The sequence below is a fragment of the Bradyrhizobium sp. 14AA genome (genome assembly GCF_054185205.1).
On record NZ_JAVAYM010000001.1, the window covers coordinates 494421 to 508610 of the forward strand.

Sequence of the window (14190 nt, forward strand, 5' to 3'; positions counted from 1 at the left end):
CCCAGGATCACTCCGCAGAGGTAGTCTGGATTGCTTCGTCGCAATGACGGCGGTGGAGAGAGCGCCTACCGCAGCTTGCCCCGCGCCGCCACCGGCAGCGTGCCGATGATCTCCTCGCCGCGCACCATCACCACCTCGTCCATCATGTTGACGACGACGCAGACGTGGTTCGGCACGATGCGGACGACGTCGCCGATGTTCGGCCGCGTGTTGCTGCGGGAGAGATCGAGGAAGCCGTGTTCTTCCGCGAAGCGCGCGATCTTGGCCTCGGGGTGCTCCAGGATCAACCCATGACCGTCGAGGCCGCCGGTGTCCGTGGTCAGCGTCTTCGAGCCGGCATCGAGGATACCGCGCTCGGGGGCGGCGCGGCTCACCACCGTCGAATAGATGTGCAGTGCGCAATCGTCCCAGGTCGCAGATCCCGCGGCGACCTGCATGCGGTCGTTGTAGATGTAGGTGCCGAAGCGATGCTCGGTGCCGCCCTTGAGCTTGCCGATGTTTTTCAGGTTCGGCGTGCCGCCGGTCGAGACGATTTTTGCGTCCAGCCCGTGCGCCCGCACGCCGGCCAGCGCTTCGTCATAGAATTTCTGCGCATCGGCCCAGCCGGTCTCGGTCGGATAGAGCATGAAGCCGGCAAATTGCAGCCCCTTGGACGCTGCGATCTCACGCGCCAGCGCGATGGCCTCGGCCGGCGTCTCGACGCCTGCGCGCTTGCGTCCCGTGTCGCATTCGACCACGACCGAGAGCAAGCGGCCTGAGGCCGCAGCTGCCTTCGGCAGGCCGGCGACGACGGTCGAATTGTCGGCGGCGACCGTCATGTTGGTCTTGGCATTCAGCGCGCCGAGCCGCGCCATCTTCTCCTCGCCAAGCAGATTGTAGCTGATCAGGATGTCGTCGATGCCGGCATTGGCCATGATCTCGGCCTCGCCGATCTTCTGGCAGGTGATGCCCTTGGCGCCGGCCGCGACCTGCATCTTCGCAATGGTCGGGTTCTTGTGCGTCTTGATGTGCGGACGGTTGGCGACGCCGGCCTCATCGCAGGCCTTCTGGATCCGCGCGATGTTGCGCTCGACCCTGTCCATGTCGATGACGGCGCAGGGGGTACCGTATTCGCGGGCGATTTTTGCGGCGAGAGTCGTTGTCATGATTAGGCCTGCTCTATTTCTTCGCGAAGCATTTCAAGTTCAAGCCAGCGCTCTTCGGCGGCGGACAGTTCGTCATGTGCCTTGGCGATGGCGGCCGAGGTATCGTCGAATTTCTTGCGATCCTTGGTGTAGAGGTTGGGATCGTCAAGCACGCGCTGCAGCTTTGCAATGTCGGCGTGCAGCGTCTCCATCTTCTTAGGCAGCGTTTCCAGCGCGTGCTTCTCGTTGAAGCTCAGCTTGCGCTTGGACACGGACGTTGCCGGAGCAGGGCGATCCTCTTTCTTCTCCGCAGGGGCTTGCGCCTTCGCGGTCTCGCGCTTCAAATCGGCGCCGCGCTGCGCCAGCATGTCGCTGTAGCCGCCGGCATATTCGATCCATTTGCCGTTGCCCTCGGGCGCGATCACGGAGGTGACGACGCGGTCGAGGAAGTCGCGGTCATGGCTGATCAGGATGACCGTGCCCTCGTAGTCGCCGAGCATCTCTTCGAGAACGTCGAGGGTTTCGAGGTCGAGATCGTTGGTCGGCTCGTCCAGCACCAGCAGGTTCGACGGCTTCGCCAGTGCGCGCGCCAGCATCAGACGGCCGCGCTCGCCGCCCGAGAGCACCTCCACGGGCGTGCCGCGCTGCTCCTGGGCGAACAGGAAGTCCTTCATGTAACCGACCACATGCTTCGGCTTGCCGCCGACCATGATCTGGTCGCCACGGCCGCCGGTCAGCGCCTCGGCCAGCGTCGATTTGGGGTCGAGGCTTTCACGGTGCTGGTCGAGCGTGGCCGTCTCCAGATTGGCCCCCAACCGTACGGTGCCAGAATCAGGCTCCGCGCCGCCGGTGAGCAGATTGACCAGCGTGGTCTTGCCGGCGCCGTTCGGCCCGATGATGCCGAGCCGGTCGCCGCGCTGGATGCGGGTCGAAAAATTCTCGACGATCTTGCGTTCGCCATAGGATTTCGTGATGCCTTTCGCCTCGATCACCAGCTTGCCGGATTGCTCGGCTTCGGCGGCGGCGAGACTGGCCGTGCCGGCGGTGCCGCGATAGTTGCGGCGCTGGTCGCGCAGCGTGTGCAGATTGGCGAGCCGCTTGACGTTGCGCTTGCGGCGGCCGGAGACGCCGTGGCGCAGCCAGTGCTCCTCGTCGACGATCTTGCGATCGAGCTTGTGCTGGTCGCGCTCTTCCTCGGCCAGCACCTCGTCGCGCCAGGTCTCGAACGAGGCAAAGCCACGGTCGATCTGCTTGATCCGGCCGCGGTCGAGCCATGCCGTCGCGCGCGAGAGATTGGTGAGGAAGCGCCGGTCGTGGCTGATGATGACCAGCGCGCTGCGGCGGCTGTCGAGCTCCTGTTCCAGCCATTCGATGGTGGCGAGATCGAGATGGTTGGTCGGCTCGTCCAGCAGCAGGATGTCGGGCGAAGGCGCGAGCACATAGGCCAGTGCTGAGCGGCGGGCCTCGCCGCCGGAGAGATTGTGCGGGTTCTCGTCGCCGGTCAGGCCAAGCTGCTCCAGCAGGTAGCGCGCCTGATGCTGGTCGTCGCCGGGGGCGAGCCCGGACTCGACATAGGCGAGCGTGGTCTTGTGGTCGCCGAAGTCCGGCTCCTGCGGCAGATAGCGCACGGTCGCGCCGGGCTGCACGAAGCGCGTGCCGCCGTCGGGCTCGACGAGGCCGGCCGCGATCTTGAGCAGCGTCGACTTGCCCGAGCCGTTGCGGCCGATCAGGCAGACGCGCTCGCTCGGTGCGACATTGAGCTCGACGCCTGACAGCAGCGGCGTGCCGCCAAAGGTGAGCCTGATGTCTTTCAGTTGGATCAGCGGGGGCGCCATCGTCAGCCTTGGCTCGTTGCGGCCTGATCGGCGCGGCGGCGCTGGATCCGGCGCAGCGTCTGGTCGAGCGCCGAGAGGAAGGCCGAGCGGTCGCGCGGCGCGAACGAGCGCGGTCCGCCCGTGACTTCGCCGGCCGAGCGCAGATCGGTCATCAGATTGCGCACCGCCAGCGTCATCCCGATCGACTCCTCGGTGAACGGCTTGCCGTTCGGCGCGATCACGTCGGCGCCGGCCTTGACGCAGCGGCTCGCGAGCGGAATATCTGACGTCACGACTACGTCGCCGGATTTGGCGCGCTCCGCAATCCAGTCGTCGGCCGCGTCCATGCCGCTACCGGCGGCGATGCGCTCGATCAGCGGGTCCTGCGGCACGCGGATAAAGTTGCCGGCGACCACGCTCACAGGCACGCCGTGCCGGAGCGCGACGCGGTAGATCTCGTCCTTCACCGGACAGGCGTCGGCGTCGACATAGATGCGGGTGGGGGTGTCAGTCATTCGCCGCGTGGTACCCCATTCGGGCCGCAAAGGCGAGGGGATTGACCGATGTTCCCTGGGCCCTACGATCGGCCCGAAACAACAAGAATATGGGGAAAGCCAAGCCATGCCGAACCGGCTCGAAACCTGGCGCGTCGAGGCCTACAACACCGCCAAGCAATCCGAAAACAAGATGCATGACGACACGGTGGCGCGCCGTTTCGGCTTTTCCGGCGGGCTGGTGCCGGGCGTCGATGTCTTTGCCTACATGATGCACGTGCCTCTGGCGCGGTGGGGCCGCGATTTCCTCGCGCGTGGGCTGGTCGAGGCGCGGTTCATCAAACCGGTCTATGACGGCGAGCCTGCCGATGTCGACGCGACCGAGCACAACGGCCTGCTCACGATCGAGGTGTTCAGCCGCACCGAGCTGTGCGCGACGGGCACGGCCTTGCTGCCGGCGGCGGCGCCTGTGGTGTCGTTGAGCGACTATATCGCGGTCCCTGTGGTCGCCGAGCGCAAGCCGGTGAGCCTCGCGACGTTCGAAACTGGCAAATGGCTCGGCACGGCTCCTCTACGCTGGGCCGGGCAGGATGCGACGGATTATCTCGCCGACATCAGGGAGACCGATCCGATCTTCGTTCGCGAGGGCCTCGGCCATCCCGGACTGATCCAGCGCGTGATGAACCGCGTGCTCGTCGACAATACGATCCTGGGTCCGTGGATCCACGTCGGTAGCCGCATGCAGCTGCTGTCCGCCGCGCGCGCCGGCGATGAGATCACCGCGCGGGCGAGGGTCACCGCGAACTACGAGAAGAAAGGCCACCGCTTCGTGGAGCTCGACGCGCTGGTCGTCGCCAACGGCACCACGCCTCTGGCGCACTGCCAGCACACCGCGATCTACCAGCCGCGCGAGCAGGCGGTGGCGTAATTACCGACAACGTCATTCCGGGGCGATGCGAAGCATCGAACCGGTTCGGTCCTGCGGACCGCCCCGGAATGACAGGACCGATTTCACACGGTGTCATGCCCCGCGAAGGCGGGGCATCCAGTACGCCGAAGCCTCTCGGCCAATCACGACTGTCTCGGAGTAATGGATCGCCCGCCCCAGTGCGCAATTGCGCACAAGGCGGGCGATGACAGCATTGTTGTGGAGGCGGAAGGGCAGCCTTACGCCGCCTTGCCCTTCGCGTCCTGAATGGCCCGCCACACGCGCTCCGGGGTCAGCGGCATGTCGATGTGCTTGATGCCGTAGTCTGACAGCGCATCGACCACCGCATTCACCACCGTCGACATGCTGCCGGCGCAGCCGGCTTCGCCGCAGCCCTTGCTGCCGAGCGGATTGGTCGTGGCCGGCACCGGGTGGTCGCCGATCGTCATGTTGGGCACGTCCTCCGCGCGCGGCAGCGCGTAGTCCATCAGCGACCCCGTGATCGGCTGGCCGCTCTCGTCGTAGCGGATGTGCTCCATCAGCGCTTGGCCAATGCCCTGGACGACGCCGCCATGGAGCTGGCCCGCGACCAGCAGCGGGTTGATCACCGTGCCGAAATCGTTGACCGCGCTGTAGCGCACGATCTGCACGACGCCGGTGTCGGGATCAATCTCGACCTCGGCGACGTGGCAGCCGTTCGGGAAGGCCGACGGCACCGCCTCGCTGGTGTGGTCGACGTCGAGGCTGTCAGGCACGCCCTCCGGCACCTTGCCGTCGTGAAGCTTCTTGGCCAGCTCCATGATGTCGATGCTGCGGTCGGTGCCGGCGATCGTAAAACTGCCGTCGGCGAACTCGATGTCGGCCTCGGAGGCCTCCAGCATGTGTGCGGCGGCGCGCTTGCCCTTTTCGATCACGAGCTTGGCGGCGCCCACGATCGCCATGCCGCTCGCGGTGATCGAGCGCGAACCGCCGGTGCCGTTGCCGGTGTGGACGATGTCGCTGTCGCCCTGGACCAGCTTGACGCTCTCGAAGGGAACGCCGAGCTGCTCGCACAGCACCTGCGCGAACGGCGTCGCATGGCCCTGGCCGTAATCGAGCGTGCCGGTGATGAGCTGCACGGTGCCATCGGCATCGAACACGATCTTGCCGAGCTCGGGGCTCGGCGGCGCGGTGACCTCGAGATAGGAGCCGACCGCGATGCCGCGCAGCTTGCCGGCCTTCCTGCTCTCCTTCTTGCGCTTGGCGAAGTTCTCGTGGTCGGAGATTTCGAGCGCCTTGCTGAACACGGCCTGGAAGTCGCCGCTGTCATAGGTGACGCCGGAGGAGGCCGGGAACGGCATCTGGCTCTGCTTGATGAAGTTGCGCTTGCGCAAGGTCAGCCGGTTGATGCCCATCTCGTCGGCGGCGGCGTCGATCAGCCGCTCCATGTAGTAGTTCGCCTCGGGCCGGCCGGCGCCGCGATAGGCGCCCATCAGCGTGGTGTTGGTGAGCACCGTCTTGATATCGACGCCCATCAATGGCGTGCGGTAGACGCTGGAAAAGTTCTTGCCGGTGTTGAGCGAGAGCGGGCCGGGCGCAACGCCGGTGATGTAGGCGCCGAGATTGCCGTAGCCGGACAGCTTGGTCGCGAGGAAGTGCCCTTCGGCGTCGAGCGCCAGCTCGGCATGGATCTTCTGCGCGCGGCCGTGGCTGTCGGAGAGGAAGCTGGTCGAGCGCTCGTCGAGCCACTTCACCGGGCGTCCCAGCGCCTTCGCCGCGTACAGGATGCACATGTACTCGGGATAGTTGATGTTCTTCATGCCGAAGGAGCCGCCGACATTGGCGGTGAGGATGCGCACCTTGTCGTTCGGCACCTTCAGGTTCTTGGCGAGGTTGGCGCGGTTGCCCGCGACGCCCTGCGTCGGCACCTGGAGGGTGTAGCGCTCGGACGTCTTGTCGTAGGAAGCAAGGCCGACGCGCGGCTCCATCGACACCACGGCGACGCGGGTGTTCTCGATGTCGACCCTGGTCACATGCGCAGCGCTCGCGAAGGCCGCGTTCACCTTCTCCATGTCGCCATAATGGTAGTCGAGCGCGACATTGTTCGGAATGTGATCGTAGAGCTGCGGTGCGCCGGGCTTGGCGGCTTCCTCGGGATCGGTCACGGCCGGCAGCGGCTCGATGTCGAGCTCGACCGCCTCGGCCGCGTCGCGCGCCTGCGCCAGCGTCTCGGCCACCACGAAGGCGACGGGATCGCCGACGAAGCGGACCTTGTCGGTCGCGAGCGGCTGGCGGTTGGTCTGGAGCAAAGGCGAGCCGTCGCGGCTCTTCAGCGGCAGGCCACAGGTGAAGGGACCATAGCCGGCGGCGTCGAGATCCCTGCCGGTCCACACGCCCAGCACGCCCGGCATCGCCCTGGCGGCGTCGATGCCGATGCCGCGGATGATTCCATGAGCATGGGTGGAACGGACGACCACGGCATAGGCCTGGCTGGGCAGGTTGAAATCGTCGGTGTAGCGGCCCTTGCCGCGCACCAGCGTGTCGTCCTCCTTGCGGCGGACCGGCTGCCCGACGCCATATTTTTGCAGTGCAATAGCGTTTTCGAGCGTGGACGATTTGGTGTGTTCTTGCATGGAAATGACCTGAAAAGCCGGCATTTGCGCATTTTCGCGGCAGCGGGGCACCGGACCCCTTTGAGATAACCCACCACCCCGTTCACGACAACGCACGAATGGGCATGGTCCCATGTGATGCGATGTTGCGCAGACCGGCTGCGCTGCTAATGTTTCAGGCGAAAAAGCAATTCCTGACCGGCCCATGCGGCCTCGGAAAGACAGTTTGTATGAATGACCACACGCGGCTCCGCGACGGCCATGCGCCGCACGGTGAGCTGGAGGGGTCGATGGCGGCGGTGGCGTTGGCCACCGAACCGGCCGTCCCCGTGCAGGCGCCGGGAACCGGCGTCTATGCGGCACTGGACCTCGGCACCAATAATTGCAGGCTGCTGATCGCTTGTCCGACCCAGGACGGCTTTCGCGTCGTCGACTCTTTCTCGCGCATTATCCGGCTCGGCGAGGGCGTCTCGGCGACCGGGTGCATCAGCGAGGCCGCAATTGAGCGCGCCGTTGCCGCGCTCAGCATCTGCCGCGACAAGATCAATTTGCGCAAAGCCAAACGGCTGCGGCTGATCGCGACCGAAGCCTGTCGCGCGGCCTCGAATGCCGAGGGGTTCCGCAGCCGCGTCGCGGCCGAGACGGGCATCGAGCTCGAGGTGATCGACCGCGAGACCGAGGCCGCGCTTGCCGTGCTCGGCTGCTCGCCGCTGGTCGATCCCAGGGGCAGGGGCGCCATCCTGTTCGACATCGGCGGCGGCTCGACCGAGCTGGTGCGGATCGAGCGCGATCCGCAAAATCCGGAGCCGCGGATCAAAGCCTGGATGTCGATCCCGTACGGTGTGGTCACGCTCGCCGAGCAGTTCGGCGGCCGCGACGTGACGCCTGAGATCTACGCCGCGATGGAGCAGGAGGTCGCAAACCACGTCGCGCCCTTCGCCGAACAGCACGGCAGCGATCTCGCCGACATGCATCTGCTCGGCACGTCAGGCACGGTGACGACGCTCGCCGGCATCCATCTCAACCTCGCGCGCTACGACCGCCGCCGCATCGACAGCATCTGGATGAACGACACCGACATCACCGCGACCATCAAGAAGCTGCTCGGCATGAGCTACGAGGAGCGCGCCGGCAACAATTGCATCAGCATCGAGCGTGCCGATCTCGTGCTCGCGGGCTGCGCCATCCTCGACGCTATCCGCCGCGCCTTTCCGCTGCCGCGCCTGCGCGTCGCCGACCGGGGCCTGCGCGAGGGCATGCTGGTCGAGATGATGCGCGAGGACGGCGCGCTCAGGAGCTGGTGAGATGGCCAAGGACACCACCGGCCGCTTGCACGTCCAGGTCAAGACCGGCGGCAAGCGCAAATTGTCGTCGAAGCTGTGGCTGGAGCGTCAGCTCAACGATCCCTATGTCGCCAAGGCGAAGGCCGCGGGCTATCGCTCGCGCGCCGCGTTCAAGCTCTTGGAGATCGACGACAAGTTCCGGCTCTTGAAGCCCGGCATGGCCGTGGTCGATCTTGGCGCCGCGCCGGGCGGCTGGAGCCAGATCGCTGCCAAGCGCGTGGGCTCGGTGGAAGGCAAGGGCAAGGTCGTCGCGATCGATCTGTTGGAAATGCCCGAGATTCCCGGCGTCGATTTCGCGCAGCTCGACTTCATGGACAACGACGCGCCGGAAAAACTCACCGCGATGCTAGGGGGCGGCGCCGACGTCGTGATGTCCGACATGGCGGCCAACACCACCGGCCACCGCAAGACCGACCAGCTCCGCATCGTCGGCCTCGTCGAAACCGCCGCCGCGTTCGCCTGCGACGTGCTCAAGCCCGGCGGCACGTTCCTGGCAAAAACCTTCCAGAGCGGCGCCGACGCCGATCTGCTCGCCCAGCTCAAGCGCGACTTCGCGACGGTGCGCCACGTCAAGCCGGCCGCGAGCCGGCAGGATTCCTCCGAGCGCTATGTGTTGGCGACAGGGTTTCGCGGCGGGGCGAAGGCGTAGCCACAGACCCCGTCATTGCGAGGAGCGAAGCGACGAAGCAATCCAGACTGTCTCCGTAGATGCAGTCTGGATTGCTTCGCTGCGCTCGCAATGACGACAGCAAAGACTACCCCAACCGCTGATCCCGCACGTCCTGCGTATCCTCCGTCGCCGTCTTGACGGCGGCGCTGGCTGCGCTCTTCGCCGCGCCCTTGCGGCTTGCGATCTCCACTGCCTTGCGGCCGGAGATCTCGTGGCCGGCATCAACGGGCATCTGCCAGAAGAACCAGCTCGAGGCCGCCGAGGTCAGCGCGATCACGACGAAGGCCGGGGCGAATACGGTGGCGTCGATCTCGCTGACATGGTGGAGCCACATCGTCGTCTCGACGCACGCGGCGCCAACGGCGACGCCGGCGGAGACCGCGAGTTGCTGGTTGACGCTGACGAGCGTGGTGGCACGGCTCATCTGCGGGCTCTCCACGTCGGCATAGGCGACGGTGTTGATCGCGGTGAACTCCAGCGAGCGGAAGAAGCCGCCGACCACCAGGATCACCATGATGATGAGCAGCGGCGTCGTCACGGTGAACAGCGCGCAGACGGCGAGAAAGAACGCGCTGACGATCGCGTTCACCGTCATCAGATTGCGGAAGCCGAAGGTGCGGATGATGCGCGCCGCCAGCGTCTTCATGCCCATGGCCCCTAACGAGGAGGCGAAGGTGACGAGGCCGGAATGGAACGGCGACAGGCCGAAGCCGATCTGCATCAGCAGCGGCAGCAGGAACGGCAGCGCGCCGATGCCGAGCCGGAAGAGGAAGCCGCCGAAAATCGCCGCGCGCAGCGTCGGCAGCTTCAGCAGCGAAAAGTCCAGCACCGGCGATCCCGTCCGCCGCGCGTGCAGGGCATACAGCGTCATCGAGATCGCGCCGCCCACGATCAACGCTGCCACTGTGCTCCAGGGCAGCAGATTGAGCCCGGCGACGGAGAGACCGAACGCGATGCCGGCAAGCCCGATGCCCGCGAGCACCATGCCGTAGAGATCGAACGGCTCCTGCGTCTCGCTCTTGATGGGATCGATGAAGCGCAGCGCCATGAAGATGCCGAGCAGCCCGATCGGGATGTTGATCAGGAAGATCCAGTGCCAGGAGGCGTAGGTCGTGATGAAGCCGCCCAGCGGCGGGCCGATCACCGGGCCGATCAGGGCAGGGACCGTCACCCAGGCCATCGCGTTGACCAGCGCGCTCTTGTCGACCGAGCGCAGCAGCACGAGACGGCCGACCGGCGTCATCATCGCCCCGCCCATGCCTTGCAGGATGCGCGCGAACACGAAGTCGGTGACCGAGGTCGACAGCGCGCAGCCGACCGAGCCGACCATGAACACGCCGACCGCGATCGCGAACACCATCCGCGCGCCGAACCGGTCCGCGGTCCAGCCGCTCGCCGGGATGAACACCGCCAGCGACAGCAGGTAGGACGTGATCGCGAGCTTGAGCGTCAGGGGGCTGGTGCCGATGTCGGCCGCGATCGCCGGCAGCGAGGTGGCGATCACCGTCGAATCCATGTTCTCCATGAAGAGAGCAGTGGCCACGATCAGCGGAATGATGCGTTGCTTGTCGACCATGACGGATTGGTAATGGAAATCGGAGGGAAGGGCGAGATTTGCGGCTTATCACCGCCTTCGGCCTCCGACCATTGCGGATCGGCGCATAGCACCTAAATCCCGCGTAACAACGGTGTGACCCGAGATGCGGTTGCATCGGAGGACCGGCCGCACCGGGAGGTCGTGGACGCGATCCGCGAGCGCGGCGGGCCGGCCAAAGACGCCGGACCGGCTATCCCCGCTGAATTTGCGTAAAAAGCCTGTGCATGGCTGGCCAGCGGCTCGATTTGCTTTGATTCGTCACGCGGCCGTGCTATCGACCCGCGTCAACCCCACCGATGGGCTCCGATTCTTAAGGCGATGCCGCAAGGTACGCCGAGGGCGGCGCTCATCCATAAGCATTTGCGGCAGGGCCGCAGGAAGGAGTTGGCAGATGGCCACGGTGCAACTTCAAGGCATCCGCGAAGCCTTTACGTTCGACGACGTGCTGTTGAAGCCGGGCCTGTCGGACGTCATGCCGGGCGAGGTCGACATCCGCTCGCGCGTCACCCGCGCCATTCCGCTCAACATCCCGATCATGGCTTCCGCCATGGACACCGTCACCGAGGCCCGCATGGCGATCGCCATGGCGCAGGCCGGCGGCCTCGGCGTCATCCACCGTAATTTCGACCCCGAGGGGCAGGCCGCCCAGGTCCGGCAGGTCAAGCGCTATGAGTCGGGCATGGTGGTGAACCCGCTCACCATCAGCCCCGAGGCGACGCTCGACGATGCGCTCAAGCTGATGAGCGACCACGGCATCTCCGGCATTCCCGTCGTCACGGGCGCCGGCAAGAACACGCCGGGCAAGCTGGTCGGCATCCTCACCAACCGCGACGTGCGCTTTGCCACCGACCGCCGGCAAAAAGTCTCCGAGCTGATGACGCATGAAGGCCTCGTCACGGTGCGCGAGAATGTCAGCCAGGACGAGGCGCGGCGGATGCTGCACCATCATCGCATCGAGAAGCTGCTCGTGGTCGACGAGCAATATCGCTGCGTCGGCCTGATCACCGTCAAGGACATGGAGAAGGCGGTCGCCCATCCGCTCGCCTGCAAGGACGCGCAGGGACGCCTGCGCGTCGCCGCCGCCACCACCGTCGGCGACACCGGCTTCGAGCGCACCGAGCGGCTGATCGACGCCGGCGTCGATCTCGTCGTCGTCGACACCGCGCACGGCCATTCCCGTCACGTGCTGCACGCGGTCAATCGCATCAAGCGTCTGTCCAATTCCGTGCAGGTGGTCGCCGGCAACGTCGCGACCACGGAGGGTGCGCAGGCGCTGATCGACGCGGGCGCTGACTGCATCAAGGTCGGCATCGGGCCGGGCTCGATCTGCACCACGCGCATCGTCGCCGGCGTCGGCGTTCCCCAGCTCACCGCGATCATGGATGCGGTAGAAGCGGCGAAGAAGTCCGACATCCCCGTCATCGCCGACGGCGGCATCAAGTTCTCCGGCGATCTTGCCAAGGCACTCGCAGCCGGCGCCGACATCGCGATGGTCGGCTCGCTGCTTGCCGGCACCGACGAGACGCCTGGCGAAGTCTTCCTGTGGCAGGGCCGCTCCTACAAGGCGTATCGCGGCATGGGTTCGGTCGGCGCGATGGCGCGCGGATCTGCCGACCGCTACTTCCAGCAGGACATCAAGGACACGCTCAAGCTCGTGCCTGAAGGCATCGAGGGCCAGGTGCCCTACAAGGGCCCGGTCGGCAACGTCATGCACCAGCTCGCCGGCGGCTTACGCGCCGCCATGGGCTATGTCGGCGCAAAGGACATGAAGGAGCTGCACGAGAAGGCGAACTTCGTCCGCATCACCGGCGCGGGCCTGCGCGAAAGCCACGTCCACGACGTCACGATCACGCGCGAGGCCCCGAACTATCCGGGCGGCGGTTAGTCCTCGGTCTCGTGCCCCGGACGCAGCGCAGCGCTTCTTCAGCGGTGCGCTGCAGAGCCGGGGCCCATGTCTCCGCATTTTGCCGTGTTGCTTTCTGGGTCCCGGCTCTGCGCAGCAACGTTGCACGTTGCAGCGCGTCCGGGACACTCGAGCGGCGTACGCGCGCCCCGGCGACCAACCACTCCAATCCTTTTGTATTGACGCGCTTCGCTCCCTCCGCTTCCGTTCACGCCGAAGCAATAATCAGGAGGAAGCCATGTCCCAAGGCAAACGCATCGTTCTCGCCGCGCGTCCCGTCGGTGAACCCAAACCGTCCGATTTCCGTATCGAGGAATTCGCAGTGCCGGCGCCTGCGGCAGGTGAAGTCCTGCTGCGCACGATCTGGCTCTCGCTCGATCCGTACATGCGCGGGCGCATGAGCGATGGTCCGTCCTATGCCGCACCGGTGCCGATCGGCGGCGTGATGGAGGGCGAGGCGGTCAGCGAGGTCGCCGCGTCCAACAATCCTGATTTCGCTAAGGGCGACATCGTGCGCATCCGCTCCGGCTGGCAGACGCATGCGATTTCCAGCGGCAAGGGCCTGATCAAGGTCGATCCGAAGCTCGGGCCGATCTCGACCTCCATCGGCGTGCTCGGCATGCCCGGCATGACCGCCTATACGGGCCTGCTCGACATCGGCAAGCCGCAGGAAGGCGAGACCGTCGTCGTCGCCGGCGCCTCCGGTGCGGTCGGCTCGGCCGTCGGCCAGATCGCGAAGATCAAGGGCGCACGCGCGGTCGGCATCGCCGGCGGAAAGGACAAGTGCGACTACGTCGTGAAGGAGCTCGGCTTCGATGCCTGCATCGATCACCGCGATCCCGATCTCGCCGCCAAGCTGAAGGACGCCTGCCCGAAAGGCATCGACGTCTATTTCGAGAATGTCGGCGGCGCCGTGTTCGAGGCGGTGTTCCCGCTGCTCAATCAATTCGCGCGCGTGCCGGTCTGCGGCCTGATCGCGCATTACAACGACACCGAGGCCAAGCCGCCGAAATGGGCCGCCAGCATGATGCGCGCGACCCTGACCAAGCGGCTGACGTTCCGCGGCTTCATCGTCTCCGACTTCGCCGCCCGTCACGGCGACTTCCTGCGCGACATGTCCGGCTGGGTCCGCGACGGCAAGGTCAAGTACAAGGAGTTCGTCACCGAGGGCCTGGAAAGCGCCCCTGGCGCGTTCATGGGGCTGCTGAAGGGGGCCAATTTCGGCAAGCAGCTCGTGCGGGTCGGGCCGGATAGGGTCTGATCTGGCCGCATCCAGCCCCCCTCGGGGCGGTGGATGGTTAAAAAAGAGTCACTAATCGGTCACACCCGCCCGCAAAAGCCGCGGGTGTGACCGACGGTTCATTGACGTGCCGGCGAAGGCATTGAATTATCGCGCATATTTCGGGTGCGATGATGTTAGAGATTGTTCTTTTCTGCGTAATCCTTCTGGCCGCCGGCTATTGGGCGACGATGTTCGTCATGGGCCGCCGTGACGACGTCATCCATGGCAAGTTCGTTCATGCCGAGGAGGGCGATTTCACGCAAAGCGCGATGCCGGCACCGCCGCCATTCCCGAAGCGTCCGGTCAAGGCTGTGCATCTAGCCAGGGTCCAGCCCGCCCATCTCCAGTCCCCGAAGGCCGAGGCAAAGCCGGTGGACAGCGCGGCGCTGCAATCCCTGCTGGCCGCCATCCAGCAGGATCTCAAGAGCGTCGCTTAATCCCGGG

At 66.0% G+C, this 14190-nt stretch carries 11 protein-coding genes; 6 read left to right on the plus strand and 5 right to left on the minus strand.

Going from position 1 to position 14190, the window contains the following annotated elements; translation table 11 throughout:
• Nucleotides 1–65 precede the first annotated feature (65 nt).
• Genes RAD15_RS02175 through RAD15_RS02185 form a run of 3 tightly spaced genes read right to left on the minus strand, consistent with a single transcriptional unit; the run spans nt 66 to nt 3453 of the window.
• Complete coding sequence (locus RAD15_RS02175) at nt 66–1145, minus strand: D-TA family PLP-dependent enzyme (RefSeq protein ID WP_458173905.1); 1080 nt, start codon at nt 1143–1145, stop codon at nt 66–68.
• 2 nt (nt 1146–1147) lie between these two features.
• A complete protein-coding gene (locus tag RAD15_RS02180; RefSeq protein ID WP_458173907.1) occupies nt 1148–2959 on the minus strand; it encodes an ABC-F family ATP-binding cassette domain-containing protein in 1812 nt (603 codons plus the stop codon).
• Between the two features lie 2 nt (nt 2960–2961).
• Nucleotides 2962–3453 (minus strand): YaiI/YqxD family protein, encoded by a 492-nt coding sequence (locus RAD15_RS02185; protein ID WP_458173909.1) that lies wholly within the window; start codon nt 3451–3453, stop codon nt 2962–2964.
• 106 nt (nt 3454–3559) lie between these two features.
• Between RAD15_RS02185 and RAD15_RS02190 the strand changes: the two genes are divergently transcribed.
• Nucleotides 3560–4360: a hypothetical protein gene (locus RAD15_RS02190; protein WP_458173911.1), complete on the plus strand. Its 801-nt coding sequence runs from the start codon at nt 3560–3562 to the stop codon at nt 4358–4360.
• Nucleotides 4361–4599: 239 nt separating this feature from the next.
• Here RAD15_RS02190 and RAD15_RS02195 read toward each other — a convergent pair whose 3' ends face one another.
• Complete coding sequence (locus tag RAD15_RS02195) at nt 4600–6972, minus strand: xanthine dehydrogenase family protein molybdopterin-binding subunit (protein ID WP_458173913.1); 2373 nt, start codon at nt 6970–6972, stop codon at nt 4600–4602.
• 209 nt (nt 6973–7181) lie between these two features.
• Here RAD15_RS02195 and RAD15_RS02200 point away from each other — a divergent pair, with 209 nt between their 5' ends.
• On the plus strand, nt 7182–8255 hold the full coding sequence (locus RAD15_RS02200) for a Ppx/GppA phosphatase family protein (RefSeq protein ID WP_458173915.1): 1074 nt from the start codon (nt 7182–7184) through the stop codon (nt 8253–8255).
• Nucleotide 8256: 1 nt separating this feature from the next.
• Complete coding sequence (locus RAD15_RS02205; RefSeq protein WP_458173917.1) at nt 8257–8943, plus strand: RlmE family RNA methyltransferase; 687 nt, start codon at nt 8257–8259, stop codon at nt 8941–8943.
• A gap of 106 nt (nt 8944–9049) precedes the next feature.
• Here the strand turns inward: RAD15_RS02205 and RAD15_RS02210 are convergent, their stop codons facing one another.
• Nucleotides 9050–10540, minus strand: a complete 1491-nt coding sequence (locus RAD15_RS02210) for an MFS transporter (protein WP_458173919.1) — start codon at nt 10538–10540, stop codon at nt 9050–9052.
• Nucleotides 10541–10952: 412 nt separating this feature from the next.
• Here RAD15_RS02210 and guaB point away from each other — a divergent pair, with 412 nt between their 5' ends.
• The 3 genes from guaB to RAD15_RS02225 all read left to right on the plus strand — a co-directional run bounded on the left by guaB (nt 10953) and on the right by RAD15_RS02225 (nt 14183).
• The gene (guaB, locus tag RAD15_RS02215; RefSeq protein ID WP_458173921.1) at nt 10953–12446 is read left to right on the plus strand and encodes an IMP dehydrogenase; all 1494 of its coding nucleotides are present in this window, start codon (nt 10953–10955) and stop codon (nt 12444–12446) included.
• 256 nt (nt 12447–12702) lie between these two features.
• Entirely contained in the window at nt 12703–13725 is a 1023-nt protein-coding gene (locus RAD15_RS02220; protein WP_458173923.1) for an NADP-dependent oxidoreductase, read from the plus strand.
• A 152-nt stretch (nt 13726–13877) separates the two neighbouring features.
• Nucleotides 13878–14183, plus strand: coding sequence for a hypothetical protein (locus tag RAD15_RS02225; protein WP_458173925.1), 306 nt, complete (start codon nt 13878–13880; stop codon nt 14181–14183).
• Nucleotides 14184–14190 lie beyond the last annotated feature (7 nt).

Bases quoted from the DNA above. Each gene is read 5' to 3' on its own strand.
- RAD15_RS02175 (WP_458173905.1), bottom strand. From the start codon at position 1,145: ATGACAACGACTCTCGCCGCAAAAATCGCCCGCGAATACGGTACCCCC.
- RAD15_RS02180 (WP_458173907.1), bottom strand. From the start codon at position 2,959: ATGGCGCCCCCGCTGATCCAACTGAAAGACATCAGGCTCACCTTTGGC.
- RAD15_RS02185 (WP_458173909.1), bottom strand. From the start codon at position 3,453: ATGACTGACACCCCCACCCGCATCTATGTCGACGCCGACGCCTGTCCG.
- RAD15_RS02190 (WP_458173911.1), top strand. From the start codon at position 3,560: ATGCCGAACCGGCTCGAAACCTGGCGCGTCGAGGCCTACAACACCGCC.
- RAD15_RS02195 (WP_458173913.1), bottom strand. From the start codon at position 6,972: ATGCAAGAACACACCAAATCGTCCACGCTCGAAAACGCTATTGCACTG.
- RAD15_RS02200 (WP_458173915.1), top strand. From the start codon at position 7,182: ATGAATGACCACACGCGGCTCCGCGACGGCCATGCGCCGCACGGTGAG.
- RAD15_RS02205 (WP_458173917.1), top strand. From the start codon at position 8,257: ATGGCCAAGGACACCACCGGCCGCTTGCACGTCCAGGTCAAGACCGGC.
- RAD15_RS02210 (WP_458173919.1), bottom strand. From the start codon at position 10,540: ATGGTCGACAAGCAACGCATCATTCCGCTGATCGTGGCCACTGCTCTC.
- guaB (WP_458173921.1), top strand. From the start codon at position 10,953: ATGGCCACGGTGCAACTTCAAGGCATCCGCGAAGCCTTTACGTTCGAC.
- RAD15_RS02220 (WP_458173923.1), top strand. From the start codon at position 12,703: ATGTCCCAAGGCAAACGCATCGTTCTCGCCGCGCGTCCCGTCGGTGAA.
- RAD15_RS02225 (WP_458173925.1), top strand. From the start codon at position 13,878: ATGTTAGAGATTGTTCTTTTCTGCGTAATCCTTCTGGCCGCCGGCTAT.